The organism is Janthinobacterium sp. FT14W (assembly GCF_009208755.1).
GTDB lineage: Bacteria > Pseudomonadota > Gammaproteobacteria > Burkholderiales > Burkholderiaceae_D > Janthinobacterium > Janthinobacterium violaceinigrum.
Genome location: NZ_WFLL01000023.1, coordinates 1 through 25,074 on the forward strand (window position 1 = coordinate 1; position 25,074 = coordinate 25,074).

Sequence of the window (25,074 nt, forward strand, 5' to 3'; positions counted from 1 at the left end):
CATCAAATGCCCACACTTATCGACTGTTAATTGTTAAAGAACTGTATTCGGTACTGCTTATTTACTGCTTTCGCGCTATCGACAAAGCGTTGTGTTTGTCAGCTGCGAAGAAGGAAGAGTATGAAGCATTTCAGCACAATCGTCAACTCCTTCTTTTTCTCTCGTTTTACTCGGCATTTGCATGCATCGTTCAGCGAGGGGGCGAATTATAGCCGTGCCCCGCACGCCCCGCAAGCGCTATTTTGCAGTTGGGCAAATATTGCTGTGTGATATCGTAGCGCCGACCACACTCTGCCTCATCCACATAGATTCCCATGCCTATCCCACACATCTCCCCCACCGCCAATCCCGCCCTGACCAGCGCACTCGAACATGCCATCAATAGCAAGACCAAGCCATTGGGCAGCCTCGGCATGCTGGAAACCCTGGCCCGCCAGATCGGCCTGATCCAGCAAAGCACGCAACTGGCGCTGCACCAGCCTGCCATCATCGTTTTTGCGGCCGACCATGGCGTCGTCGCCGAAGGCATTTCCGCCTATCCACAAAGCGTGACCTGGCAAATGGTGGAAAACTTCCTCGGCAACGGCGCCGCCATCAATGTCTTCGCCCGCCAGGCCGATTGCGCCCTCTATATAGTAGACGCGGGCGTGAACCACGACTTCGGTGCGCGCGACGGCCTGCTCGACCGCAAGCAAGGCCCTGGCACACGCAACTTTGCCACGGACCCCGCCATGAGCCAGGAGCAATGCCTGGCCGCCATGCAGGCCGGGATGGATCTGGTCGCCACCTTAGACGGCAACGTGCTGGGTTTTGGCGAAATGGGCATCGGCAATACCACGGCTGCCGCCGCACTGATGCACAAGCTGACCGGTACGCCCGTCGCCGATTGCGTCGGTGCCGGCACGGGCCTCTCGAAAGAAGGCATACGACATAAGCAGCAGGTGATCGAAGCGGCTGTCGCCCATCATGCGGCAGCCAATGAGCCGCTCGATGTGCTGGCCACCTTTGGCGGTTTCGAGATCGCCATGATGGCCGGCGCCATGCTCAAAGCAGCCGAACGGCGCATGGTCCTGCTGATCGATGGCTTCATCGTCAGCAGCGCCCTGCTGGTGGCGGCCCGTTTGCAGCCGGCCATCCTCGACTACTGCGTGTTTTCGCACTGCTCCGATGAGAACGGCCACCGCCAGCTGCTGGCCAGCCTGGATGCGCGGCCGCTGCTGCAACTGGACCTGCGCCTGGGCGAAGGCACGGGTTCCGCGCTGGCTTTGCCGCTGCTGCACGCGGCCGTCAATTTCATGCGCGAGATGGCCACCTTCGCCTCGGCCCAGGTCAGCGAAAAGTCCACGCCAGACTAAGACCATGGCCAATCCCTTTGCCGCAGCAATCCACCAGTGCCGTCTCTTTTTCATCGCGCTGCAATTTTTCACGCGCCTGCCCATCCCCCGCTGGGTGGGATTCGAGCCAGCCTGGCTGCAGCATGCCTCGCGCTACTTTCCCCTGGTGGGTGTGGTGGTGGCGGCCATCTGCGGCGCCGTGTATGTGCTGGCCAGCTGGCTGCTGCCGTCGCCAGTGGCCGTGCTGCTGGCCGTCGCCGCCGGCATTTACCTGACGGGCGCCTTCCATGAAGATGGTTTCGCCGATATGTGCGACGGCTTCGGCGGCGGCTTGACGCGCGAGCGCGTGCTCGAGATCATGAAGGATTCGCGCATCGGCGCCTATGGCGCTATCGGCATCGTCTGCCTGCTGGCCATCAAATGCGCGGCGCTGGTTGCGCTGCCGCCCGCCGTCATCGTGGCGACACTGTGCATCGCCCATCCGCTCTCGCGCCTGGCCGCCGTCTCGCTGATCCGGTTCATGGATTACGCGCGCGACGAAGGCAAGTCCAAACCCATGGCGCAGGAAATGCGCACGGGTGAATTCATCATCGCCGCCGTCTGCGGCCTGCTGCCCGCCGTCGCCTGCGGCGTGCTGGGGATACTCGACTGGGGTGCGCTGGCCTTTGCCATCGTGGCGGCGGCCGCCTGCGCATTCTGGCTGGGCCGCAAATGCCAGCGCCGCCTGCAAGGCTACACGGGCGACTGCCTGGGCGCCGTGCAGCAAGTGGCGGAAGTGGCGATTTACCTGGCCATCCTCTCCAGCTTCCAGCCTCCCGTGCGCTTCTATTAAACCAGCATGCGCCTGATCCTCGTCCGCCACCCCGCGCCCCAAGTGAGCAGCGGCACCTGCTATGGCCGCAGCGACGTGGCGGTAACGCCGCACGCGCTGACCACCGTGCGCGCCAGCCTGCAAACGACCCTGCCGCCGCATGTGCCCCTGTATGCCAGTCCCCTGCGCCGCTGCGCCGAACTGGCGACGGCACTGGCGCAGGACTTGCCCTCGAGCGCCCTGCGTTTCGACGCGCGGCTGGCCGAAATGGATTTCGGCACTTGGGAAATGCAACCCTGGCACGCGATTGCACGTGAAGACATCGATGCCTGGGCGGCCGGCCTGGCCCACTACCGCCCCGGCGGCGGTGAAAATGTGCTGGCGATGGCCGCCCGCGTCGATGCGTTTCTGGGCGATTTGTTGCGCGAACAACACGAAACAGCCGTCATCATCTGCCATGCGGGCACCATCCGCCTGCTCTGCGCATTGCAAGCGGGGCTGCCATTGGAGGAAACCGCCCTGCTGGCCGCCAATTCCGCCCATAAAATCGCCTACGGTGCGACTGTCGTCGTCGATTTCTGATATTGAATTGTCCAGCCGACCATGTCAGTCCATGCCTGCTGCACGTATAATGGCGGGGTTTTGGTGCCCGCGTTCATGTCCATGAGCGCAGTTAAACGGGAAACACGATGCCGCGACCGCGGCGAGCGTGTGCTGCCCCCGCAACGGTAAGCAAGTGTCGCCCCTCCCCACAGGAAGCGGGCGACAAGCTATCTCTGACAACCACTGTGCTTGCAATCTTCGAGCATGGGAAGGTGGGATAGCCCTACTTGCCAGCCCGGATACCGGCCAGGACAGGTGGAAGTGCGGGCCTTGCCGGGCGCCGCGCCTTCCGTTGAATCTGGCTTGCGGGGACGCGAGCCGGGTGCTTTTTCCGAAGAAAACGATATCATGACTGCTCCCGTATTACACCGCCGCGCGCCGGCAATGGCGCCGCGCGCCCTGGTTTCCGCAATTTCCCTGTGCTTCATCGCCGCCGCTCCAGCATTCGCGCAAACCGCAAACAACACGCTAGACCAGATCGTCGTCACCGGCTCCCGCTTCAACAGCGACCCGGCATTGCAACCGATCGGCGCCACCGTCATCACGGCCGATGAAATCCGCCGCGCAGGCATCAGCGATGTGAACCAGGCCATCCGCAAGATCGGCGGCGTCTATGGCCGTCAAAGCCTCACCGGCAGCCCTGACTTCACCCTCGATCTGCGCGGCTTCGGCGCTACCGCCAGCCAGAACACGGTCGTGGTCCTCGACGGCGTGCGCCTGTCGGAAAATGAACTGACCGATCCCGTCCTGGCCAGCATCCCCATCGATAGCGTCGAACGCATCGAAATCACGCGCGGCGGCAGCAGCGTCCTGTACGGCGACGGCGCCACGGGCGGCGTGATCAACATCGTCACCAAGCGTCCAGGCAAGCGGGCAGGCCGCGGTACCGTCTTTGCCGAAGTCGGCCAACTGGGCCAGCGCGAAGTGCGCGGCTCCGTAGCCCAGACCTGGAATAACGTCACCCTCGACGCCGCTGTCGGCAAGCAGGAAACCGACAACTATCGCGACAATAACGAATACAAGCAGACCAACTTCGGCGGCGGCGCGCAATGGCAGGACAAGAATGTCCGCGCAGGTGTGCGTATCGACAGCACGCGTCAGGACAGCCGCCTCCCTGGCTCGATCACATTGGCCCAATTTGAAGACAACCCACGTCAGGCAAAGACTCCGAAAGATTTCGGTTCAGTCGACAGCGACCGCTACACCGCCTTCGCCGAAGGCCGCCTGGGTGCCGTAGACCTGGCAGCCGAACTGTCGCACCGCGAAAAGACGGCCAAGTCGACCTATTTCAGCAGCTTCGGTCCATCCGCATCGGAACGTAAAACCAAGCAGAACCAGTTCTCGCCGCGTTTGCGCCACCTGGGCCAATTCGACGGCATGCTCAATGAAATCGTCGCTGGCGCCGACTTCATCAAGTGGGACCTGGCGGTCGACGCTTCGTACTCCCAAGCCAAGGCAAAGCAGAAATCGCAGGCATTCTATGTACGCGATGAGCTGAAATTCGCTGGCCCGCAAAACTTCCGCGTCGCCGCTGGCGTGCGCCACGAAACGTTCGACAAGGACTCCGTCGATCCGGTACCGTTCACCACAGCCACCTACAAAATCAAGCAGAATTTCAATGCCTGGGATGTTCAGGGCAGCTTCGACGTCATACCCCAGGTAAATCTGTATGCCAAGGCTGGCCAGAGCTACCGCGTGGCAAACGCTGATGAAAACGGCTACACACCGGTAGAAAACAAACCTTTGCAAGGCCAGACCTCGCATGATCTCGAACTCGGTGCGTCCTATAACAACAGTATCGTCAAGCTCGATGCCCGCGTCTTCCGCCACAAGCTGACCAACGAGATCTATTACGATCCGACAGCAGGTCAATTTGGCGGTGGCGCCAACACCAATCTGGACCCGACCAAGCACCAGGGCTTCGAACTCGATGCCAGCACGAATGTCGCTGCTGACTGGCGCATCAGCGGCCACTACCAGCACGTGAAGGCCACCTTCAGCGAAGGCGTCAATTCGGGCAAGGAACTGACCCTGATCCCGAAAAACACCCTGTCGGCCCGCCTGTCGTGGGTGCCGAAAGATGGCCAGAGCGCCGACTTCGGCGCGCAATGGGTGGACAGCCAGCGCTATGGCAGCGATTTTGCCAATACCTGCTCTGCCAAGATCCCGTCGTTCACCACCTTCGACGCCCGCTATGCTCGCAAGTTCGGCGCCTGGGAAGTGGCTGTCAATGCCTTGAACCTGACGGACAAGCAGTACTTCACCAACGCCTTCAGCTGCAAAGGTGGTATCTATCCTAGCAATGGCCGGCAGATGAAACTGTCGGCACGCTACGATTTCTAAAGCGGCCAGGAGTTGATTACAATGGCCCGTACGCGCAATCGCATGCGGGCCATTTTTCGTATACGCCCCACCAACGCATCTGAGGAAGTCCGCAGTCACTTGCACCGCTCCCGTTTCACCTAAGGCAGTACATGCACCCATTTTTCCGCAATATGCGCCACCGCGCCACCGTCATCCTCACGGTGCTGATCGTGTGCGCCGTTGCCAGCCTGATTTTCTCCGGCATGATCGGTTCGATCGCGATTCCGCTCGCCGACCTGCCTTCCGCCCTGTTCCATGTCGTGCAGGGCAAGACCGATACCCTCGCCGCCACCTTGCTCGACCTGCGCCTGGGCCGCGCGCTGACCGCCTTTGTCACCGGCGCAGCACTGTCGCTGGCCGGCCTGATGATGCAGGCGCTGCTGCGCAATCCCCTGGCCGACCCGTATGTGCTGGGCGTTTCCGCCGGCGCCTCCGTCGGCGCGCTGGCCGCGCTGCTGTTCATGTGCGCGCTGTGGGTAGTCGACGCGGCGGCCTTTGCCGGCGCCGTCGGCGTGTCCATGCTGCTGTATTTCTTTGCCCGCCGCGACCTGCGCGGCGGCACGGCGGCCGAAGGTAGCGCTTCTTTATTACTATTGACGGGCGTGATCCTGGCCTCGGCCTGCATGGCCATCGTCACCCTGATGCTGTCCATCGCCCCGGAAAGCCGCTTGCGCAGCATGGTGTTCTGGATGATCGGCGACCTGTCCGGCGCGCCCGCGCGGCTGATGCCCTGGCTGGTGCTGGCCGGCGCCCTGGTCTTCGCCTTGCGCTGCGCGCGCTCGCTGAACATCATGGCGCTGCACGCGGAAGCGGCCAGCACCCTGGGCGTACGCGTGGGCGCCCTGCGCAAAGGCCTGTTCTTCTGTTCCGGCCTGCTTACGGCCAGCGCCGTCACCAGCGCCGGCAGCGTGGGTTTCGTGGGCCTCATCGTGCCGCATGCGCTGCGCTTTGCCTGCGGCCCCGATCATCGCCTGCTGATACCGGCCGCCGCACTGGCCGGCGGCACCTTCCTCGTGCTGGCCGATACTTTGGCGCGCACCGTGCTGGCGCCGTTGCAGCTGCCCGTCGGCGTGGTCACGGCCATGATAGGCGCGCCCGTCTTCCTGTACCAGCTCCATCGATTGCGCAGGAGATGAAACGAGCATGATACGCACCTACCAACTGGGCCTGAAAGCAGGCCCACGCTCCCTCGTGGAAAACCTCACCTGGCAAATCAGGGATGGCGAATGCTGGAGCGTGATCGGCCGCAATGGCGCGGGAAAAAGCACCCTGCTGCGCGCCCTGGCCGGCTTGCGCGAACCGGATGCGGGCCACGTGACGATACAGGGCCGCGCCCTGGTCGACTGGCCGCTGGAAGAACTGGCCCGCGAGCGCGCGTTCCTGGCGCAGGCGCGGCATGACGCATTTTCGTACCGCGTCATCGAAACGGTGCTGTCGGCGCGCCATCCATATCACGACAACCATTACTGGGAAGGCAGCGACGACCAGCGCATCGCCCTGGCGGCGCTGGTGTCGATGGAAGTGGAACACCTGGCCGAGCGCGACGTGCGCAGCCTGTCCGGCGGCGAACGCCAGCGCGTGGCCATCGCCGCCATGCTGGCGCAGGACACGCCCTTGCTGCTGCTGGACGAGCCGGCCAATGCGCTGGACCTGGCGCACCAGGTCAGCGTCATGGGCCTGTTATCGAAGCTGTGCCGCGAGCAGCAGAAAACCGTGGTCATGGTGGGACATGACCTGAACCTGGCGCACAGCGTCTCGACCCACGCGCTGCTGCTGATGGGCGACGGCGGCTGGCTGGCCGGTCCCGTGGCAGAGGTGATGCAGGCATCCACCCTGGGCGACTACCTGGGCCACCCTATCGAGATCATCGATCACGGCAAACGCAAGATATTCATACCGAAAGAGGACTGACATGAGCGACAACAAGAACATCGACGCGGACACCGCCGCCATCAACGAGCGCCACCGCGTGCGCATGGAGCGCAAGAAAGCCATCATCGATGCGGCCATCGCCAAGGCCGACAAGGAAATCGGCATCATCATCGTCAACACGGGCAATGGCAAGGGCAAGAGCTCAAGCGGCTTCGGCATGGCCATCCGCGCCATGGGCCACGGCATGAAAGTGGGCGTGGTGCAGTTCATCAAGGGCGCCATGTCGACGGGCGAAGAAAAATTCCTGCGCCGCTTCCCCGACGAAATCAGTTTTCATGCGATGGGCGAAGGCTATACCTGGGAAACGCAGAACCGCGAACGCGACATCGAAAAGGCCGAACTGGCATGGGAACAGGCAAAGACCTTTCTGGCCGACCCCAGCTACGGCCTGGTGCTGTTCGACGAACTCAATATCGCCCTCAAATACAAATACCTCGACGTGCACAAGGTCATCGCCGACCTGCTGGAACGCCCGGCCATGCAGCACGTGGTCATCACGGGCCGCGGCGCGCCGGACGAACTGATCGCCATCGCCGACACCGTCACGGAAATGGCCGTCGTCAAGCATGCGTATGCGGCCGGCATCGGCGCGCAACTCGGCACCGAGTGGTAACAGCGCCATGACGCGCACCCTGGTCTTCGGCGGCGCCCGATCCGGCAAGAGCGCCTACGCCGAGCAGCTGGCGCGGGCGTCCGGCAAGGAAGTCATCTACATCGCCACCGCGCAGGCCGGCGACAGCGAGATGGCCACGCGCATCGCGCATCACCGGGTACAGCGCCCGGCCGGGTGGACCACCGTGGAAGAGCCGCTGCGCCTGGGCGACGCCATCCTGCGGCAGGCGCACCCGGGCCGCCTGCTGCTGGTCGACTGCCTGACCCTGTGGCTGACGAACCTGATGTTTTCCACCGGCGAGACCTATCCGGACGTGGGCGACATCGCCCTGCCCGAGCTGTTCCACAGCGAGCGCGCGCATCTGCTGTATGCGCTGGCTGAAATCGAGGAAAGCGGCTGCGACCTTGTCCTGGTATCGAATGAAGTGGGCATGGGCATCGTGCCGTACGGCGCCATCTCGCGCTGCTTCACCGACGAAGCGGGCCGCCTGAACCAGGCCGTGGCGGCCATCTGCGACAGGGCCGTGTTGGTCGCCGCCGGCCTGCCGCTGCATCTGAAAGGCGGCCCATGCTGAGCGGCCTGTCGCTGCCCATGCTGGCCGCCTTGATGACGGCCGGCGTGCTGCTCGACATCCTGCTGGGCGAGACGCGCCGCTGGCATCCGCTGGTGGGCTTCGGCCGCCTCGCCAGCGCGCTGGAACGCCTGCTGAACCGGGGCCGCGGACGTTTTCTGCGCGGCGCGCTGGCCTGGTCATTGGCCGTGCTGCCCATCAGCTATGCCGCCTACCGGCTGTGCGGGCTGGCGGGCGCCGCCCTCCACGTTTTCCTGCTGTACCTGTGCCTGGGCCTGCGCAGCCTGCGCGACCATAACCAGCCCATCGCCGACGCCCTGGCCATCGACGACCTGGACAACGCGCGCCTGCTGACGGCGCGCATCGTCAGCCGCGACACGGCGAATGCCGACGCGGCCGGCCTGGCCAAGGCCAGCACGGAGTCCTTGCTGGAAAACGGCAACGACGCCGTCTTCGGCACCCTGTTCTGGTTTGCCGTGGCGGGCGGGCCCGGCGCCGTGCTGTTCCGGCTGGCCAATACGCTGGACGCCATGTGGGGCTACCGCAACGAACGCTACGACTGGTTCGGCTGCTGCGCCGCGCGCATCGACGACATCCTCAATTATCTGCCGGCGCGCCTGACGGCCCTGTCCTATGTCTTGCTGGGCAAGACCATGGCCGACAAGCGGCGCGCCTGGCACTGCTGGCGCAGCCAGGCCCCCAACTGGGGCAGCCCGAATGCGGGGCCCGTGATGGCCAGCGGCGCCGGCGCCCTGGGCCTGGCACTCGGCGGCGACGCCATCTACGACGGCGAGCTGGAACGCCGTCCGCCGCTGGGCAACGGCCGCCCGGCCGACGCCCGCGACATCGACCGTGCCTGGCGCCTGGTGGCTGAAACCGCCGTGCTGTGGCTGATCTGGATGGCGTTGCTGGCGGGCCTGTTCTACCTGAAGGGGAAATACCTTGCTTGAACATGGCGGCAACCTGCGCGACGCCGCGCGCGAATACGGCAGGCCGCTGGAAGACTGGATCGACCTGTCGACCGGCATCAACCCCCACTGGTATGCGGCGCCAGCACCCGGCGCCAACGCCTGGCACCGGCTGCCGGAAGCCGATCCCGCGCTGGCCGCTGCCGCCTGCGCCCACTACGACGCGCCGGCCATGCTGCCCGTGGCGGGCACGCAGGCGGCCATCCAGGCCCTGCCCCGGCTGCGCGCGCCCTCGCGCGTGGTGGTGGCCGCACCGTCGTATGCGGAACATGCACACCACTGGGGCCAGCATGGCCACCAGTTGCGGCAAGTGCCGTATGCGCAGCTGGCCGATGCGGTCGACCACTGCGACGTGCTGGTGATCTGCAACCCGAACAATCCCACCGGGGAGCGCATCGCGCCCGAGCTGCTGCTGGAGTGGGCGGACAGGCTGGCCGCGCGCGGCGGCTGGCTGGTGGTCGATGAAGCGTTTGGCGACACGGAAGCGCGCGCCAGCCTGGGCTCCCACTCTGCCCGGCCGGGACTCGTCGTGCTGCGCTCCGTCGGCAAATTCTTTGGCCTGGCGGGACTGCGCCTGGGCTTTGTCGCCGCCCATCCCGTGCTGCTGGCACAGCTGGCCGACCTGCTGGGCCCATGGACCGTCAGCGGCCCGGCGCAGCACGTGGCGCTGGCCGCCTTGCGCGATACGCACTGGCAGGCAGCGATGCGCGAGCGCCTGCGCGGCGAAGGCACGCGCCTGCGCCAGCTATTGGCCGCGCACGGCATCGCCAGCAGCGGCACGGCGCTGTTTCAATGGTGGCCGGAAGAACGCGCCGAGGCATTCTGGCGCCACATGGCGGAATCGGGCATCTGGGTGCGCCTGTTCCGCCACGCCGCCCACGGCATCCGCCTGGGCCTGCCCCCCGACGAACCCGCCTGGCTGCGCCTGCAGCAGGCCCTCACCGCATGGAAGCACATATGAACCACTTGAAAACCGCACTGCTGCTGGCCGGACTGGTCTCGCTGCACGCGCAGGCCGCCATCACCGTGCGCGACGACGACGGCAATACCGTCACCGTGCAAAAACCGGCGCAGCGCATCCTGGCGCTGGCGCCGCACGTGACGGAGCTGCTGTTCGCGGCCGGTGGCGGCGACAGGATCGCCGGCGTCGTCAGCTACAGCGACTACCCGGAAGCGGCGAAGAAGCTGCCGCAGGTGGGCGACAACCGCCAGTACGACATGGAGCGCATCATCGCCATGAAGCCGGACCTCATCGTCGTGTGGATGCATGGCAGCGCCGAGCGCCAGATCGCCATGCTGCGCCAGCTGAAGGTGCCCATCTATCACAGCGAACCGCGCAAGCTGTCCGATATCCCCGACAGCATGGAGCGCCTGGGCCGGCTGATGGGAACGGAAAACGTCGCCAAGCCGGCCGCCGCCCAGCTGCGCGCCAAACTGGCCAGCCTGACGACGCAATACGCGCAGCGTCCGCCCGTGCGCGTGTTTTACCAGGTGTGGGACAAGCCCCTGTACACCCTCAGCGGCGCGAGCATCATCAGCGATTCCATGCGCCTGTGCGGCGCGCAGAATATCTTTGCCGCGATGAAGGTGGTGGCGCCCGTCGTCACGCCGGAAGGCGTGCTGCAGGAAGACCCGGAAGCCATTTTCGGCACCAGCGAAAAAAGCGATCCGCGCAGCGAAGGCGGCCTGGCCATGTGGCGCGCCTTCCCGTCGCTGACGGCCGTGCGCCGGAATAATCTGTTCCGCCTGAATGGCGACCTGCTGAACCGCGCCGGTCCGCGCATGATCGAGGGCACGGCCGCCATGTGCGAGCAAGTGGAAGTGGCCCGCCAGCGCCGCACCGCGCCGGCGGCAAAGGCCGCGCCATGAGCCATTACCAGCGCATCGCCTGCCTGTCGACGGAAGCCGTGGAGACGCTGTATGCGCTGGGCGCGGACGACGTCATCGCGGGCATTTCCGGCTTCACCGTAAGGCCGCCCCGCGCGCGCGAGGAAAAAACCAGGATCAGCGGTTTTTCATCTTCCAGCCTGGAGCGCATCCTGGCCGTCAAGCCCGACCTCGTGATCGGCTTTTGCGACATGCAGGCCGATATCTGCCGCGACCTGGTCAAGGCCGGCGTCGAGGTACACCAGTTCAACCAGCGCACGGTGGAGGGCATCCTGCGCATGATCGGCGTGCTGGCCGCGCTGGTGCAGCGCGAGGAAGCGGGACGCGCACTGATCGCCAGCCTGCGCGCGGACATCGCCGCCGCGCAAGCGCGCGCCGCCTCCTGGACGCGCAAGCCCGTGATTTACTTTGAAGAGTGGAATGATCCTCTGATGAGCGGCATCGGCTGGGCGGCCGAATTGATCGGCATCGCCGGCGGCACGGACGCCTTTCCCGAGCTGTCCGCGCATCCGGGGGCAAAGGAGCGCATCATCGCCGATCCTCTGGCCGTGGTGCGGCGCGCGCCCGACATCATCATCGCCACCTGGTGCGGCAAGAAGTTCCAGCCGGCGCAGCTGACGGCACGCCCGGGCTGGGATGCGATCCCCGCCGTACAGAACCAGATGCTGTTCGAGATCAAATCGCCCGACATTCTGTCTCCCGGCCCGGCCGCCATCACGGAGGGCTTGCGCCAGATCAGCGACATCGTCGCGCAGTGGCAAGACAGGCAGGAGCGCCAGCCATGAGCACTCCCTTCCCCGCCCTGATGGTGCAGGGCACGACCTCGGACGCGGGCAAGAGCACCGTCGTCGCGGCCCTGTGCCGCCTGTTGAAACGGCGCGGCGTGACGGTCGCGCCATTCAAGCCGCAGAACATGGCCTTGAACAGCGCCGTGACGAGCGACGGCGGCGAGATCGGCCGCGCGCAAGCCCTGCAGGCGCTGGCCTGCGGCATTGCGCCGCACACGGACATGAATCCGGTGCTGCTGAAACCGTCGTCGAACACGGGCGCGCAGGTGATCATCCATGGCAAGGTGCGCGCCGAGATGGATGCGCGCGACTACCAGCAATACAAGAGCATCGCCATGGGCGCCGTGCTGGAATCCTACACGCGCTTGCGCCAGCAGTACGACGCCGTCGTCGTCGAAGGCGCGGGCAGTCCGGCAGAAGTGAACCTGCGCGCGCGCGACATCGCCAACATGGGCTTTGCGGAAGCCGTCGACTGCCCCGTGATCCTGGTGGCCGACATCGACCGGGGCGGCGTCTTTGCCCACATCATCGGCACCCTGGCCTGCCTGTCCGACAGCGAACGGGCGCGCATCCTCGGCTTCGTCATCAACCGCTTCCGCGGCGACATCTCGCTGCTGGCTCCCGGCATCGAGTGGCTGGAACAGCAGACGGGCAAGCCCGTGCTGGCCGTGCTGCCCTACCTGCAAGGCCTGTTCCTCGATGCGGAAGACGCCGTCGAAGCCATGCAGGCCGAACGGGGCGCCTTCAAGGTGGTGGTGCCGCAACTGCCGCGCATCAGCAACCACACGGATCTCGACGCGCTGCGCGCCCACCCCGATATCGACTTGTGCTTCATCAAGCAGGGGCAGCCGATTCCGCCTGCCGACCTGGTGATCCTGCCCGGCAGCAAGAACACGCGGGGCGACCTGGCCTGGCTGCAGCAGCAGGGCTGGCCCGCCTACCTGGCAAAACACCTGCGCTACGGCGGCAAGGTGATCGGCATCTGCGGCGGCTTCCAGATGCTGGGGCAGTGCGTGCGCGATCCGCTGGGCGTGGAAGGCGCGGCGGGAGAGTCCATCGCGCTGGGATTGCTCGACATGGCGACGGAACTGACGGCGGACAAGCGCCTGCAGCAGGTGGCCGGGCACTGCACCTTTGCCGGCGCGGCCGGCGTGCCCGTGGCTGGCTATGAAATCCACATGGGCGTCTCGCATGGAGCCGCCCTGCAGCAGCCGGCGTTTACGATCGACGGGCGGCCGGAAGGGGCGGTGTCGGGCGACGGGCAAATCCTCGGCAGCTATCTGCACGGCCTGTTCGACACGCCCGCCGCGTGTGCGGCCCTGCTGCGCTGGGCGGGGCTGGACTGCGGCCGCACGGTGAACACCGCCGCCCTGCGCGAGGCCAGCCTGGAGCGCATCGCCGACGCGGCGCTGCCGCTGCTGGCGGCGCTCGACGCGCTGCCGCGCTAGGCCTTACTGTTTCAGGCACGTCGTCAGGAAGGACCGGTCGGTCGAAAACTGCACCGCCATGCTCGACGAGACGGGCATGAACAGCGCGTAATCGGCCTGCACGTCGGCCGGGTCCTTGAGTACGGCGATGCCATCGAAATCGACGGCCTGGGCGCCTGTGCCCAGCTTGTTCAGGGTCACGTTTTCCGTGTGCACCTTGCCCGTGCCATTGTTGGTGACGGTCGCCACATTGCCCGCGATGTCGATCCTGCCCGTCGTGCCGCCCTGCTCGGCACAAGCATAGCTGCCATTGATTTCCGTGCCGATCTTCTGCTGTCTGGCGGCCACGATGCTGCCCACGCGCAGCACGTTTTCCTGGTTCAGGCTATAGCGGTCGATGAACAGCGCCAGCCCCCGGTCCCCGGCATGCACGTGCACGATGCCAAAATCCTGGCCACCCTGGCGGGCGACGAGCAAGCCGTTCTTTGCATCCTTGACCAGGGTCAGATCCGCGCTTTCCGGCTGCGGCAAGCCCGGCACGGCCGAACAAGCGCCCTGGGCATTGAAAATACCGCCATTGCACAGCTGCGCCGTGCCATTGGCGGCGATCCTGACGCTGCCTTTCGGATTGAAGCGGTCGCCGCCGCCCCTGGCATTGCGCATGGCGCCCACGAACAGGTAGCTGCCGGCCAGTCTGGCCACGTCGCCCACCGCGTAGCCGGTGCCGCTGACGGTCGAGGCCATGTTGCCCAGCTTGATATTTCCGCTCAACAAGCGCGTGCGCGCATCGACGGTGACGCTGAAATCCGTTGCCGTGTAGGTCGTGAGATTGCCGGCGGTGGCGGCGCTGAACGTGCCGCTGCGGTCGCTCAAGCCGAACTGCGTCGACAGGACGCGAATGGCATAGGTCTTCTTCGCGCTGTCGAACGTGATGCGCCAGGTGTCGCCGATATCGGCCGCCACGTCATACACGCTTTCAGCGGCGCTGGCGCCGGCAATGACGCTCAGGCCCGCGTCCCTGGCCACGGCTTCCGATGCCGCAGCCACGCTGTCGGCGGGGACGACGGGAGGCGTAACCACGACGGGCGGTGTCTCCGGCGTCGCAGGCGTGCCGCCATCGCTGCCGCCACCGCAGGCGGACAGGGCGGCGCCCAGGACAAGGAAGGTAAATGCATTTTTCATGTGGTGTGACTTTCGGGGAAAGAGGAGGCCTGAACTGCCAGAAAATCCATGCTAGCCGTGCCCGCAATCTATTGCCATAGAACAAATGTTCCATGGACAACGCCCGCGGCACGCTGCCAACATGGCTGGCGCGGGCGGCACGCGCACGCCATTTATGTGACAATCCGTCGTACTGTCGGCTCCGCTTCTACTCCTCAGGCTCGCATCCATGACCAGTTCCCCCATCAAAAGCTACCTTCCCTGGGTGGTTGCCACCGCCCTGTTCATGGAGCAACTCGACTCCACCATCGTCAACACCGCCATCCCCGCCATGGCCGCCAGCCTCAACGTGACGCCGCTGAGCCTCAAGGCCGTCGTCACCAGCTACATCCTCAGCCTGGCCGTGTGCATTCCCATCAGCGGCTGGATGGCCGACCGCTTCGGCACGCGGCGCGTGTTTTCCGCCGCCGTTGCCATCTTTACCATCGCCTCCATCCTGTGCGGCCTGTCCGTGAATGCGCCCATGCTGGTGGCCGCGCGCCTGCTGCAAGGCATGGGTGCGGCCATGATGATGCCGGTGGGCAGGCTGACCATCATCCGCACGTTTCCCAAGTCGCAATTGCTGGCGGCCATGAATTTCGTCATCATTCCCGCCCTGATCGGCCCCCTGCTGGGCCCCACGGTGGGCGGACTGATCGTGCACTGGCTGTCATGGCGCGAGATTTTCTTCGTCAACGTGCCCGTCGGCCTGGCAGCGCTGTACCTGGCGCACCGCTACATGCCCGATTACTACGGCGACAAGCCCCGTCCGCTGGATTTGATCGGCCTGGTGCTGTTCGGCACGGGCATCGCGCTGCTGTCGTGGCTGCTGGAAATCTTTGGCGAACACAAGATCGACGCCACCTCGGCCGCCGTGCTGCTGTTCATCTCCATCAGCCTGCTGGCCGCGTATGCCTGGCATTCGAGCGAAGTGCTGCACCCGCTGCTGCGCCTGACCCTGTTCAAGATCCGCACCTTCCGCGTCTCGGTGGTGGGCGGCTTCGTCACGCGCCTGGGCGTGGGTGGCCTGCCGTTCCTGCTGCCCCTGCTGTACCAGCTGGGCCTGGGCTTGCCCGCCTGGCAGTCGGGCTTGCTGATGATGCCGTCGGCGGCCGCCGCCATGGGCATGAAATTCATTTCCGCGCGCGTGCTGGGCCGCTTCGGCTACCGCCAGGTGCTGATCGTCAACACCGTGCTGATCGGCGTCACCATCGCCATGTTTTCGCAGGTGAGCGCGGGCACGCCCCTGTACGTGATCGTCGCCATCAGCCTGTGCATGGGCTTTTTCAATTCGCTGCAGTTTTCCAGCATGAACACCATCGCGTATGCCGATGTCGACAAGACCGATTCCAGCATGGCCAGCACCATCGCCAGCTCGATGCAGCAGCTGTCGATGAGCTTTGGCCTGGCCTTCGGTTCGCTGATCACGGGCTGGTACCTGGGCGACATGCCGCAATCGGACCGCGCCATGCTCAGCACCGCCCTGCACCATGCCTTCCTCACCCTGGCCGCCCTGACGGTGCTGTCTTCGCTGACCTTCTGGACCTTGCGCCGCGACGATGGCGAAAGCATCAGCAAGGGCACGGATAGCGAGGAAGAAGACGCGGCCGACATCAAGGCCCAGGCCGTTGTCCAGACGGAAGTGCAAACGACCAAGGGCTGAGCCAGATCAAGCTTGCCGCCAGCGCCGCTGGTGCTTTTGCCGCACGCTGCTACCGTGACGGCAGGAGGTGCACATGGCGGCCGAACGGCGCTTTGCATGGAAGGGCACGGACCGCCATGGCAAGGCGGTCGACGGCGTTCTGCGCGCCGCCGATGCCGCCGCTGCGGGCACGGCCTTGCGGCGCCAGGGCATCCTGGCCACCCGGGTGCAGGCCGCGCGCGCCGCGCCAGGCAAGGCCATCACGCGCAAGGATATCGCGCTGTTCACGCGCCAGCTGTCGACCATGATGGCGGCCGGCGTGCCGCTGCTGCACGCCTTCGACATCGCCGGCAAGGGCCACGCCAAGCCCGCCGTCACGGAACTGATGCGGGACTTGCGCCATGCGATCGAAGCGGGCAGCAGCCTGCAGCAGGCATTCCGCCAGTTCCCCCTGCTGTTCGACGAACTGTATTGCAACCTGCTGGCCGCTGGCGAACAGGCCGGCATCGTGCAGGACTTGCTGGCGCGCCTGGCCACGCACCAGGAAAAGGCCATCGCCCTGCGGCGGCAGGTGCGCGGCGCGCTGATGTATCCGCTGGTGATCGTCCTCGTCGCCATCGTCGTCACGGCCATCATCATGAGCGTGGTCGTGCCCGCTTTCCGCCAGGTATACGACAGCTTCGGCGCGCCATTGCCCCTGCCCACCCTGGTCGTCATGGGCTTGTCCGCCTTTTTCGTGCATTACTGGCCGGCCTTGCTGGCGGCGCTGGTGCTGGCCTGCGTGCTGCTGCGCCTGGCCTGGCGCCGCTGGCCCGCCTTGCGGCGAACCGCGCAGCTGCAGGCATTGCGCCTGCCCCTGTTCGGCCCCCTGCTGCGCAAGGCGGCGATTGCCCGCTGGACGCGCACCCTGGCCGCCATGTTCGCCGCCGGCGTGCCGCTGCTCGATTCGCTCAGCCTGGTGGGCGCCGCCGCCGGCCACCCGCTGTACCAGGAGGCGACGATGCGCATCGAACGTGAAATCCGTGCCGGCGGCAGCCTGGCCCTGGCCATGGAACACAGCGCCGTGTTTCCCCCGCTGCTGACGCAGCTGGCCCTGATCGGCGAGGAATCGGGCGCCCTCGACGCCATGCTGTCGCGCGCGGCCGACATCATCGAAGGCGAGGTCGAAACCACCGTCGCCATCCTCGCCTCGCTGCTGGAACCGGCGCTGATGGTGGTGCTGGGCGTGCTGGTCGGCTCCCTCGTGATCGCCCTGTATTTGCCGATTTTCAAGCTCGGCGCCGTGATTTGACGGCCGCCCCTGCGCAAAACATCGCCATGCGCGGGCAGATGTTTTACACTGCGGCAGTGCCAGGCAATGTTTGCGCGGCAGCAATCTTCACCTCAGACAAATCACCATGCTGCAAGATACCCTGCTGTTCGCCGCGCCCGGCAACCTGCCCGTCACCCTCGTTGCCGCCCTGTTCGGCCTGATCGTCGGCAGCTTCCTGAACGTGGTGATCCATCGCGTGCCGAAAATGATGCAGCGCGAATCCGACAATTACGTGGCGGAAGAAAGCGGCTTGCCCTTGCCGCACACGGACCGCTACAACCTGATGCTGCCGCACTCGAACTGCACCGCGTGCGGCCACCGCATCACGGCCATGGAAAACATTCCCGTCATCAGCTACCTGCTGCTGCGCGGCAAGTGCAGCGCCTGCAGGGCGCCCATCTCCGCGCGCTATCCGCTGGTGGAACTGCTGACGGGCGCGCTGTCGGCCGTGCTGGTCTGGCACTTCGGCAGCGGCTGGACGGGCCTGGCCACGCTCGTGTTTGCCTGGCTGCTGATCGCCATGACCTTCATCGATGCCGATACGCAAATGCTGCCCGACGACCTCACCTTCCCCCTGCTGTGGGCGGGCTTGCTGGTCAACATCAACAGCACCTTCGTGCCCCTGCAGGACGCCGTCATCGGCGCAGCCGCCGGCTACCTGGCCCTGTGGAGCGTGTACTGGGCCTTCAAGCTGGCGACAGGCAAGGAGGGAATGGGCTATGGTGACTTCAAATTGCTGGCGGCGCTAGGCGCCTGGCTGGGCTGGACCATGTTGCCGACGATCATATTATTGTCGTCGCTGGTCGGCGCCGTGGTGGGCATCGGCCTGATCGTCTTCGCCAGGCGGGGGCGCGACAAACCCATCCCCTTCGGCCCCTACCTGGCGGCGGCGGGGCTGATCGCCCTGCTGTACCGCGCGCCCCTGTCGCAGCTCACCCTGGGCCTGGCCAGCTGACCGGCGCAACGCTGCGCCCCTATGGATAAACACATGCAAACACACAACGTTCCCTACTTCAGCGTGGGACTCACCGGCGGCATCGGCTGCGGCAAGAGCACGGTGGCCGACCTGTTTGCCGCGCGCGGTGCCTCCATCGTCGATACCGACCAGATCGCACACAGCCTGACGGCAGCGGACGGCGCCGCCATGCCGGCCCTGCTGGCGGAGTTCGGCCCGGACTACGCCGATGCGCACGGCGCACTCGACCGCGCCAAGATGCGCAAGCTCGTGTTTTCCGACGCCGCCGCCAAGGCCAGGCTGGAAGCCATCCTGCATCCACGCATCCGCCAGGCCACCCTGGCGGCGGCCGCCGAAGCGACGGGCAGCTATGTGATCTTTGCCGTGCCCCTGCTCGTCGAGTCCGGCGGCTGGGTGGAGCGCGTCAACCGCGTGCTGGTCATCGACTGCCTGGAAAGCCTGCAAGTGTCGCGCGTGATGGCACGCAACGGCTTATCGGAAGAACAAGTCAAAGCCATCATGGCCACGCAAGCCACGCGCGCCATGCGCCTGGCGGCGGCGGACGATGTGATCGACAACAATGGCGATTTGGCGGCCCTGGAGCCGCAGATTGCCCAGTTGCACGATTTATATCTGGCATTTTCAAAAAGAATGGCCGGAATCGGGTCGCAACGTTTGTAATTTGTCGACGCTTGGTTCAAAATCACGGGATTGTTTGCAGGTCCTTACTTAAGGGAATTATTTTGATTGTCTACGAATACCCTTTCAACGAACGCATACGTACCTTGTTGCGGCTGGAAGACCTGTACGACAAATTCAAGTTCTTCATCCAGCAAGAGCACGCAATGCAACACCATGTCGCGTTGGCAACTATTTTCGACATGCTCGAAGTGGCCGGCCGCGCCGACCTGAAGTCCGACCTGCTGCAGGAGCTCGAGCGCCAGCGCCAAAGCCTGCTGGGCTACCGCAGCAATCCCAACGTGGAACCGGAAACCCTGGACGCCATCCTCGGTGAACTCGACAGTGTCAGCGGCGCCCTGGTGGCCGCGCAGGGCAAGACGGGCCAGAATATCCGCGACAATGAATGGCTGATGAGCATCCGTGGACGCACCATCATCCCGGGCGGCGCCTGCGAATTCGACTTGCCGTCGTATTTTGCCTGGCAAAAACGCAGTTCGGAACAGCGCCTGGCCGATATCCACGCCTGGTTTGCCCCCCTGGCTCCCCTGTTCGATGCGCTGGCCCTCGTCTTGCGCCTGCTGCGCGATTCCGGCGGCCCCGTTAAACTGATCGCCAATGGCGGCAGCTACCAGCAAATGCTGCAAGGCAAGGTGTACCAGATGTTGCGCCTGAGCCTGGATGAAAGCAGCGGCGCCATCCCGGAAATTTCCGCCAATAAATACATGCTATGGGTACGCTTCACCACCCAGGGTGGCGACCTGAAACCCAAGCCGCTGGAAGAAGATGTCCCGTTCGAGCTGACGCTCTGTAATTTTTAACTGTTACTTATTTGCCCCATCATGACCGTAGTCAACTGCCCCACCTGTGCCGCCAAAGTCGAATGGACTGAAGCCAACAAATTCCGCCCCTTCTGCTCGGAACGCTGCAAGCAGATCGACCTGGGTGCCTGGGCCGAGGAAAAATACACGATACCCGCCGCCGACCCGTTCGAAGATCCCCTCGCGGACGAAGACAACAAGCCGCAATAATTCTCAGCGAAACGGATTTTCCAGGCGCAACCCTTGCGCCACGAAACTGTCGAGCCTGCCACTGACCACCGTCAAGCCATAGGCGATACCCATCGCCGCAATCTGCCCATCGACGCCATGCGCATGGCCCCGCTCACACAGGCGGGCGCAGACCAGCGCGCAATCGAGGTCGAACTCCAGCAGCCGCGGCGCATAATCTGCCAGCAACGCTTCCAGCCAGCCTTCCAGAGCCAGCGCTTCCAGGGCCGCTTCGCGCCGCCAGCTGCACTGTATGCCCGCACGCAATTGCGCGATCACTTGCACGGGCACATAGCGCATGTCCGGCGGCACCCGCTCGAAAAAGGCGGCAATGCCCGCCGGTGCGCTGGTCCCTTTGCGTGCCGCAACGATCACATCCGTATCGACCAGGCAGGCGGCCATGACGCGTCAGCAGCGGCGCTCGAAATCCGTGTCGAGCCCCACGTCGGGCATGCCGCGCAAAATATCCACGAGCGGGCGCTTCGGCAGCGGCCGCAGGGCGCTGCGCAGGATGTCGCGGTGCTCGTCTTCGAGGCTGCGCCCATGCGCGCGCGCACGCTTGTGCAAGGCGGCAATCAGCAATTCATCGGTATCGGTAAAGGTCAGGGTCAGGGCCATGCGCAACTCCCCAGTGCTTGATTACAGCACTGTAGCGCAAAGCGCGCGCGATACAAGGGGAGTCCGCGGCAAGCTTGCGCCAGCGCGCAGCACCGGGCCGCGCGCTGGCGCCAGGATGGTCAAGCGGTGGCCAGGGAGTCCCGGCGGACTTCATCCAGCCATTCCAGCAGGGGAATGGTGGCAGGCAATAAGGGTTCCACGCCGACCGTGCCCTGCCAGGCGAACGCCTGGCCTTCCAGGCTTTGCGGCTCGCCCCGCCACTCGCGGCTGATGTAGAAATGCAGGCGCACATGGGCATGCGGATACACATATTCGACGCCGCACCAGGCTTCGGCACTGTCGATATACAGCCCCAGTTCCTCGACAAACTCGCGTTTCAAGGCATCCAAAATGGCCTCGCCCGGCTCGACTTTGCCACCAGGAAATTCCCAATAACCGTCGTACGGCTTGCCGGCCGGGCGCTGGCCCAGCAGCACGTCGCCATTCGGCTTCATCAGGATGCCCACAGCCACATCGACAGGCTGGATTTTTTCCTTCAAGGTCACTGCGCTCATTGCGCCAGCTTTCCCGCGTAGTCGCGCGCAAATTGCCAGGCCACCCGGCCCGAGCGCGAACCGCGCTGCAAGGCCCAGCGCAGGGCGTCGCCGCGCGCTTGCGCGATCTGCTCCGGCGTGCAGCCGAACGAGGCCAGCCAGTGGGCGGCGATATCGAGGTAATCGTCCTGCTTGAACGGGTAGAACGACAGCCACAGGCCGAAGCGCTCGGACAGCGAGATTTTCTCTTCCACCGTTTCGCCCGGATGCAGGTCGCCGTCGTCGTCCGTCTTGTAGCTGCTGTTGTCGGACATGCGCTCCGGCATCAGGTGACGGCGGTTCGAGGTGGCATAGATCAGCACATTCTCCGATTGCGCGGCGATGCTGCCGTCGAGCGCCACTTTCAGCGCCTTGTAGCCGCTCTCGCCCTCTTCGAACGACAGGTCGTCGCAAAAGATGATGAAGCGCTCGGGGCGCGCCGCCACCAGGTCGACGATGTCGGGCAAATCGGCCAGGTCGGCTTTATCCACTTCGATCAGGCGCAGGCCTTGCCCGGCGAACTGGTTCAGGCATGCCTTGATCAGCGAGGACTTGCCCGTGCCCCGTGCGCCCGTCAGCAGCACGTTGTTGGCGGGACGTCCGCTGACGAACTGGCGCGTGTTCTGCTCGATCTGCCCCTTTTGCGTGCCGATGTTGTGCAAGTCGCCGAGGGCGATGGACGACACGTGGGCCACGGCCTGCAGATACGGCACGGCGCCAGGGCGCCGGCGCCAGCGGAAGGCAAAGCTGTTCCAGTCCGGCGCGGGCGCGGCCTGCGGCAGGATCGCTTCCACCCGCGCCAGCAAGGCCTCGGCACGGATCAGGAATTGATCGAGGCCGGTCATGAGCGGTAGTCGGCGTTGATCGACACGTAGTCATGCGACAGGTCGCACGTCCACAAAGTAGCCGTGGCATCGCCGCGCGCCAGTTTCACGCGGATGGTGATTTCGCTTTGCTGCATCACGCGCTGGCCATCCTGCTCCTGGTAGTCGGGGTTGCGGCCGCCATTCTTGGCCACCCACACGTCGTCCAGGTACAGGTTCAGCTGGCCCACGTCCAGGTCGTCCACGCCCGCGTAGCCGATGGCGGCCAGGATGCGGCCCAGGTTCGGATCGGAGGCGAAGAACGCCGTTTTCACCAGCGGCGAATGGGCGATGGAATAGGCGATCTTGCGGCACTCTTCCACGTTGCGGCCGTCTTCCACGGTCACGGTCATGAACTTGGTGGCGCCTTCGCCGTCGCGCACGATGGCTTGCGCGAGAAAAGTAGACAGTTCGGTGACGGCGGCGGCCAGTGCCGCATAGTGCGGCGAGTCGACGGAATCGATGACCAGGCTGCCGGCGCCCGTGGCCACCAGCATGAACGAGTCATTGGTGGAGGTGTCGCCATCGATGGTGATGCAGTTGAACGACTTGTCGGCCGCCTGTTTCACCAGCTGGTCCAGCACCGGTTGCGCCACGGTGGCGTCGAACGCGAGGAAGCCCAGCATGGTGGCCATGTTCGGCTTGATCATGCCGGCGCCCTTGCTGATGCCCGTCAGGGTCACCGCATGGCCACCGATGGTGACGGTGCGCGAGCCCGCTTTCGGCTGCGTATCCGTGGTCATGATGGCTTCGGCGGCCGAGAACCAGTTGTCCGACGTGAGCGCGGCCACCGCTTGCGGCAAGCCGGCGACCAGGCGCTGCACGGGCAACGGTTCCAGGATCACGCCGGTGGAAAACGGCAGGATCTGCTGCGGCGTGCAGCCCAGCAGCTCGGCCAGCGCGGCGCAGCTGGCCTGCGCGTCGGCCAGGCCCGATTCGCCCGTGCCCGCGTTCGCGTTGCCCGTATTGACCAGCAGCGCGCGGATCGGCGCGGCGCCGGCCGTCACGGCGGCCAGGTTGGCCTTCGAGATTTGCACGGGCGCGGCGCAGAAGCGGTTCAAGGTGAACACGCCGGCCACGGTGGCCGTCGGCGCCAGTTTCAATACCAGCAAATCCTTGCGGTTGGGTTTCTTGATGCCGGCTTCGGCAACACCGATTTCAATGCCGGCGACGGCTTTCAAGTCGGCGGCGACGGGCTTGGGAGAATTGACGGCCATATGAGTTCTTCTGCGAGGGAAAATGGAAGCGCTATTGTAGCGCCTTCGCGCCACCGCTGAACATGCGGCAACTGAATAGTCGCGCCGGCCCGGCAAGCGCGCGGCGGAACGGCAGCATGGCCAGGCTTGCGATTTATCAGAACGGCGCCGCCTGGCGGCGCTAAGGTGTAGGAACAGACGATCACGCGTCTCGCACAAGCGCCCGGGGAGGGAGTGTCATGGCGCATGGCAAATCCTATTACATACATGGTAACGCGCGGGGACGCTCCCGCCTGTTGTACCTGCTTTGCCTGCCAATCTGGCTGACGGCATGCACGGTGCCGGGCGAACCGGCCGACAATACCCACCTTTCCCCTTCTGCCGAGGAACAAACGCCCCCGGCGCCGCCAGCGCCCGATGCGCCGCCTGCCAAGGATGCTGCGCCGCCCACAGCGCAAGTTCAGCCACCCGCCCCTGCGCCGCCCGGCAAGCCGGTACGCCCGCCACAAACCAGTCCCTGGACCAGTTCATGGTCTGGCCTGGGCGGGCTGTTCGGCAGCCTCGGCAAGCGGGGCGGCGGGGCCGCCATAGGCAAGGCCGCCGCGCCCGTCAAGGCAGGGGGCGTCGCCGGCGCCACGCAGGTCGTCGTGTACTACGCCACCGACAGGAAATACCAGCCGGACAGCAACAACTATGGCTGGCAACCGAACCGCGCGGCACCCTACCTGAGCTACGGCAGCGTGCTGGTGAGCATTCCGGAAAAAAGAGCGCCGGGCGAGATGCCGCTGCCGCCCTGGTACGCCCTCCTGTCCGGCGACGATGCGCAAAAATATGTGCTGATCCAGGGCGCCACGCGCCAGTCGCGCGCGGATTTCCTCGCCACCGTCAAGGCGCGCATTCAGGCGGCTCCGGAACGGCGGGCCGCCTTCATCTATATCCACGGCTACAGCAATTCCTTCGACGACGCCGCCCGGCGCACGGCGCAGATGGCGGTCGACCTCGACATCGGCGCCCTGCCCGTGTTCTACAGCTGGCCATCGAAAGGCACGTTTGCCGGCTATGAGTTCGACGAGAATTCCGCCGAATGGACGCAGGCGCACCTGGAGGCTTTCCTGGCAGACTTCGCGGAGCACTCCTCGGCCACCGATATCTACATCATCGCCCACAGCATGGGCAACCGTCCGATGACCGTCGCCCTGGCCAACCTGCTGGAAAAGCGTCCCGACCTGCTGCCCCTGTTCAAGCAGGTGGTGCTGGCGGCGCCGGACATCAATGCCGACGTTTTCCGCGACCAGATCGCCCCGCGCTTTGCCAGCCTCAAGCTCTCCGCCACCCTCTACGCCTCCGCGAACGACAAGGCCATCCGCGCCTCCTACAGCTTTGCCGACTGGGACAGGATAGGCGACATCCGCGGCCCCGTCGTCGGCATTCCCGGCATGGAGCTCGTCGACGCCTCGGCCGTCATCATGAACTTCATGGGCCATGACTACTTCGCCAGCAACCGCGTCCTGCTGACCGATATCGCCACCCTGATCAAGACGGGACAGCGGGCCAGGAACCGCGGCGGCCTGAAAGGCATTCCGGCGCAGGCGCCCCAGTACTGGGCCTTCCCCTGAACGGCCGGCCACGCGCGGCCGGCAAAAAAAAACGGAGGCCGCAGTCTCCGTTCTTCCCGGGCCGATCAAGCCGGC

At 65.2% G+C, this 25,074-nt stretch carries 27 protein-coding genes and 1 riboswitch; of the genes, 21 read left to right on the plus strand and 6 right to left on the minus strand.

Annotated features, from left to right (window positions below):
- The 14 genes from GCN74_RS29320 to GCN74_RS16285 form a co-directional block, all read left to right on the plus strand.
- Positions 1-212: hypothetical protein (locus GCN74_RS29320; protein ID WP_226939079.1), on the plus strand; the 212-nt coding region annotated here is incomplete at its 5' end.
- A 102-nt stretch (positions 213-314) separates the two neighbouring features.
- On the plus strand, positions 315-1,355 hold the full coding sequence (gene cobT, locus GCN74_RS16225) for a nicotinate-nucleotide--dimethylbenzimidazole phosphoribosyltransferase (protein WP_152257645.1): 1,041 nt from the start codon (positions 315-317) through the stop codon (positions 1,353-1,355).
- Positions 1,356-1,359: 4 nt separating this feature from the next.
- Positions 1,360-2,166: an adenosylcobinamide-GDP ribazoletransferase gene (locus GCN74_RS16230; RefSeq protein ID WP_152257646.1), complete on the plus strand. Its 807-nt coding sequence runs from the start codon at positions 1,360-1,362 to the stop codon at positions 2,164-2,166.
- A 6-nt stretch (positions 2,167-2,172) separates the two neighbouring features.
- Positions 2,173-2,727 (plus strand): histidine phosphatase family protein, encoded by a 555-nt coding sequence (locus GCN74_RS16235; RefSeq protein ID WP_152257647.1) that lies wholly within the window; start codon positions 2,173-2,175, stop codon positions 2,725-2,727.
- Between the two features lie 44 nt (positions 2,728-2,771).
- Positions 2,772-3,014, plus strand: a riboswitch (cobalamin riboswitch).
- An 82-nt stretch (positions 3,015-3,096) separates the two neighbouring features.
- A complete protein-coding gene (locus GCN74_RS16240; RefSeq protein WP_193317116.1) occupies positions 3,097-5,091 on the plus strand; it encodes a TonB-dependent receptor in 1,995 nt (664 codons plus the stop codon).
- A gap of 131 nt (positions 5,092-5,222) precedes the next feature.
- Positions 5,223-6,248 (plus strand): FecCD family ABC transporter permease, encoded by a 1,026-nt coding sequence (locus GCN74_RS16245; protein WP_152257648.1) that lies wholly within the window; start codon positions 5,223-5,225, stop codon positions 6,246-6,248.
- Positions 6,249-6,255: 7 nt separating this feature from the next.
- Positions 6,256-7,023, plus strand: coding sequence for an ABC transporter ATP-binding protein (locus GCN74_RS16250; protein ID WP_152257649.1), 768 nt, complete (start codon positions 6,256-6,258; stop codon positions 7,021-7,023).
- A 1-nt stretch (position 7,024) separates the two neighbouring features.
- Positions 7,025-7,657 carry a cob(I)yrinic acid a,c-diamide adenosyltransferase gene (cobO, locus tag GCN74_RS16255; protein WP_152257650.1) on the plus strand — a complete coding sequence of 211 codons (633 nt, stop codon included), beginning with the start codon at positions 7,025-7,027 and terminating at the stop codon, positions 7,655-7,657.
- A gap of 7 nt (positions 7,658-7,664) precedes the next feature.
- Positions 7,665-8,231: a bifunctional adenosylcobinamide kinase/adenosylcobinamide-phosphate guanylyltransferase gene (gene cobU / locus GCN74_RS16260; protein ID WP_152257651.1), complete on the plus strand. Its 567-nt coding sequence runs from the start codon at positions 7,665-7,667 to the stop codon at positions 8,229-8,231.
- The gene (gene cbiB, locus GCN74_RS16265; protein WP_152257652.1) at positions 8,225-9,178 is read left to right on the plus strand and encodes an adenosylcobinamide-phosphate synthase CbiB; all 954 of its coding nucleotides are present in this window, start codon (positions 8,225-8,227) and stop codon (positions 9,176-9,178) included. The genes cobU and cbiB overlap by 7 nt, the downstream gene beginning before the upstream one ends.
- A complete protein-coding gene (gene cobD, locus GCN74_RS16270; protein ID WP_152257653.1) occupies positions 9,171-10,157 on the plus strand; it encodes a threonine-phosphate decarboxylase CobD in 987 nt (328 codons plus the stop codon). Before cbiB ends, cobD begins: the two co-directional genes overlap by 8 nt.
- Entirely contained in the window at positions 10,154-11,065 is a 912-nt protein-coding gene (locus tag GCN74_RS16275) for a cobalamin-binding protein (RefSeq protein WP_152257654.1), read from the plus strand. Before cobD ends, GCN74_RS16275 begins: the two co-directional genes overlap by 4 nt.
- Positions 11,062-11,868 (plus strand): ABC transporter substrate-binding protein, encoded by an 807-nt coding sequence (locus tag GCN74_RS16280; protein WP_152257655.1) that lies wholly within the window; start codon positions 11,062-11,064, stop codon positions 11,866-11,868. Before GCN74_RS16275 ends, GCN74_RS16280 begins: the two co-directional genes overlap by 4 nt.
- Positions 11,865-13,319: a cobyric acid synthase gene (locus GCN74_RS16285; protein ID WP_152257656.1), complete on the plus strand. Its 1,455-nt coding sequence runs from the start codon at positions 11,865-11,867 to the stop codon at positions 13,317-13,319. Before GCN74_RS16280 ends, GCN74_RS16285 begins: the two co-directional genes overlap by 4 nt.
- A gap of 3 nt (positions 13,320-13,322) precedes the next feature.
- Here the strand turns inward: GCN74_RS16285 and GCN74_RS16290 are convergent, their stop codons facing one another.
- Positions 13,323-14,480: a hypothetical protein gene (locus tag GCN74_RS16290; protein WP_152257657.1), complete on the minus strand. Its 1,158-nt coding sequence runs from the start codon at positions 14,478-14,480 to the stop codon at positions 13,323-13,325.
- A gap of 208 nt (positions 14,481-14,688) precedes the next feature.
- Here GCN74_RS16290 and GCN74_RS16295 point away from each other — a divergent pair, with 208 nt between their 5' ends.
- The 6 genes from GCN74_RS16295 to yacG all read left to right on the plus strand — a co-directional run bounded on the left by GCN74_RS16295 (position 14,689) and on the right by yacG (position 20,116).
- Positions 14,689-16,161: a DHA2 family efflux MFS transporter permease subunit gene (locus GCN74_RS16295; RefSeq protein ID WP_226939080.1), complete on the plus strand. Its 1,473-nt coding sequence runs from the start codon at positions 14,689-14,691 to the stop codon at positions 16,159-16,161.
- 73 nt (positions 16,162-16,234) lie between these two features.
- Positions 16,235-17,431, plus strand: coding sequence for a type II secretion system F family protein (locus GCN74_RS16300; protein WP_152257658.1), 1,197 nt, complete (start codon positions 16,235-16,237; stop codon positions 17,429-17,431).
- 106 nt (positions 17,432-17,537) lie between these two features.
- Positions 17,538-18,407 carry a prepilin peptidase gene (locus GCN74_RS16305; protein ID WP_152257659.1) on the plus strand — a complete coding sequence of 290 codons (870 nt, stop codon included), beginning with the start codon at positions 17,538-17,540 and terminating at the stop codon, positions 18,405-18,407.
- 33 nt (positions 18,408-18,440) lie between these two features.
- A complete protein-coding gene (coaE, locus tag GCN74_RS16310) occupies positions 18,441-19,088 on the plus strand; it encodes a dephospho-CoA kinase (RefSeq protein WP_152257660.1) in 648 nt (215 codons plus the stop codon).
- A gap of 62 nt (positions 19,089-19,150) precedes the next feature.
- A complete protein-coding gene (gene zapD, locus GCN74_RS16315) occupies positions 19,151-19,906 on the plus strand; it encodes a cell division protein ZapD (RefSeq protein ID WP_092803486.1) in 756 nt (251 codons plus the stop codon).
- Between the two features lie 18 nt (positions 19,907-19,924).
- Positions 19,925-20,116 carry a DNA gyrase inhibitor YacG gene (yacG, locus tag GCN74_RS16320; protein ID WP_034748814.1) on the plus strand — a complete coding sequence of 64 codons (192 nt, stop codon included), beginning with the start codon at positions 19,925-19,927 and terminating at the stop codon, positions 20,114-20,116.
- 3 nt (positions 20,117-20,119) lie between these two features.
- On the opposite strand, the gene GCN74_RS16325 is transcribed toward yacG, so the two are convergent.
- From GCN74_RS16325 to argJ, 5 genes are all read right to left on the minus strand, one after another.
- Positions 20,120-20,536 (minus strand): VapC toxin family PIN domain ribonuclease, encoded by a 417-nt coding sequence (locus tag GCN74_RS16325; RefSeq protein WP_152257661.1) that lies wholly within the window; start codon positions 20,534-20,536, stop codon positions 20,120-20,122.
- A gap of 6 nt (positions 20,537-20,542) precedes the next feature.
- Positions 20,543-20,752, minus strand: a complete 210-nt coding sequence (locus GCN74_RS16330; RefSeq protein ID WP_152257662.1) for a FitA-like ribbon-helix-helix domain-containing protein — start codon at positions 20,750-20,752, stop codon at positions 20,543-20,545.
- Positions 20,753-20,871: 119 nt separating this feature from the next.
- Positions 20,872-21,306: an NUDIX domain-containing protein gene (locus GCN74_RS16335; protein WP_152257663.1), complete on the minus strand. Its 435-nt coding sequence runs from the start codon at positions 21,304-21,306 to the stop codon at positions 20,872-20,874.
- Complete coding sequence (locus GCN74_RS16340; RefSeq protein ID WP_152257664.1) at positions 21,303-22,169, minus strand: ATP-binding protein; 867 nt, start codon at positions 22,167-22,169, stop codon at positions 21,303-21,305. Before GCN74_RS16340 ends, GCN74_RS16335 begins: the two co-directional genes overlap by 4 nt.
- A complete protein-coding gene (gene argJ, locus GCN74_RS16345) occupies positions 22,166-23,404 on the minus strand; it encodes a bifunctional glutamate N-acetyltransferase/amino-acid acetyltransferase ArgJ (RefSeq protein WP_152257665.1) in 1,239 nt (412 codons plus the stop codon). The genes GCN74_RS16340 and argJ overlap by 4 nt, the downstream gene beginning before the upstream one ends.
- A gap of 317 nt (positions 23,405-23,721) precedes the next feature.
- Here argJ and GCN74_RS16350 point away from each other — a divergent pair, with 317 nt between their 5' ends.
- Positions 23,722-24,999 carry an alpha/beta hydrolase gene (locus GCN74_RS16350; RefSeq protein WP_193317117.1) on the plus strand — a complete coding sequence of 426 codons (1,278 nt, stop codon included), beginning with the start codon at positions 23,722-23,724 and terminating at the stop codon, positions 24,997-24,999.
- Positions 25,000-25,074: the final 75 nt, after the last annotated feature.

Coding starts and splice junctions, on each gene's coding strand:
- GCN74_RS16240 (WP_193317116.1), top strand. CDS start 3,097: ATGACTGCTCCCGTATTACACCGCCGCGCGCCGGCAATGGCGCCGCGC.
- GCN74_RS16280 (WP_152257655.1), top strand. CDS start 11,062: ATGAGCCATTACCAGCGCATCGCCTGCCTGTCGACGGAAGCCGTGGAG.
- GCN74_RS16250 (WP_152257649.1), top strand. CDS start 6,256: ATGATACGCACCTACCAACTGGGCCTGAAAGCAGGCCCACGCTCCCTC.
- cbiB (WP_152257652.1), top strand. CDS start 8,225: ATGCTGAGCGGCCTGTCGCTGCCCATGCTGGCCGCCTTGATGACGGCC.
- GCN74_RS16340 (WP_152257664.1), bottom strand. CDS start 22,169: ATGACCGGCCTCGATCAATTCCTGATCCGTGCCGAGGCCTTGCTGGCG.
- GCN74_RS16245 (WP_152257648.1), top strand. CDS start 5,223: ATGCACCCATTTTTCCGCAATATGCGCCACCGCGCCACCGTCATCCTC.
- GCN74_RS16235 (WP_152257647.1), top strand. CDS start 2,173: ATGCGCCTGATCCTCGTCCGCCACCCCGCGCCCCAAGTGAGCAGCGGC.
- GCN74_RS16325 (WP_152257661.1), bottom strand. CDS start 20,536: ATGGCCGCCTGCCTGGTCGATACGGATGTGATCGTTGCGGCACGCAAA.
- GCN74_RS16335 (WP_152257663.1), bottom strand. CDS start 21,306: ATGAGCGCAGTGACCTTGAAGGAAAAAATCCAGCCTGTCGATGTGGCT.
- GCN74_RS16285 (WP_152257656.1), top strand. CDS start 11,865: ATGAGCACTCCCTTCCCCGCCCTGATGGTGCAGGGCACGACCTCGGAC.
- GCN74_RS16300 (WP_152257658.1), top strand. CDS start 16,235: ATGGCGGCCGAACGGCGCTTTGCATGGAAGGGCACGGACCGCCATGGC.
- GCN74_RS16305 (WP_152257659.1), top strand. CDS start 17,538: ATGCTGCAAGATACCCTGCTGTTCGCCGCGCCCGGCAACCTGCCCGTC.
- GCN74_RS16275 (WP_152257654.1), top strand. CDS start 10,154: ATGAACCACTTGAAAACCGCACTGCTGCTGGCCGGACTGGTCTCGCTG.
- argJ (WP_152257665.1), bottom strand. CDS start 23,404: ATGGCCGTCAATTCTCCCAAGCCCGTCGCCGCCGACTTGAAAGCCGTC.
- cobU (WP_152257651.1), top strand. CDS start 7,665: ATGACGCGCACCCTGGTCTTCGGCGGCGCCCGATCCGGCAAGAGCGCC.
- coaE (WP_152257660.1), top strand. CDS start 18,441: ATGCAAACACACAACGTTCCCTACTTCAGCGTGGGACTCACCGGCGGC.
- GCN74_RS16330 (WP_152257662.1), bottom strand. CDS start 20,752: ATGGCCCTGACCCTGACCTTTACCGATACCGATGAATTGCTGATTGCC.
- GCN74_RS16290 (WP_152257657.1), bottom strand. CDS start 14,480: ATGAAAAATGCATTTACCTTCCTTGTCCTGGGCGCCGCCCTGTCCGCC.
- cobT (WP_152257645.1), top strand. CDS start 315: ATGCCTATCCCACACATCTCCCCCACCGCCAATCCCGCCCTGACCAGC.
- GCN74_RS16230 (WP_152257646.1), top strand. CDS start 1,360: ATGGCCAATCCCTTTGCCGCAGCAATCCACCAGTGCCGTCTCTTTTTC.
- GCN74_RS16295 (WP_226939080.1), top strand. CDS start 14,689: ATGACCAGTTCCCCCATCAAAAGCTACCTTCCCTGGGTGGTTGCCACC.
- cobO (WP_152257650.1), top strand. CDS start 7,025: ATGAGCGACAACAAGAACATCGACGCGGACACCGCCGCCATCAACGAG.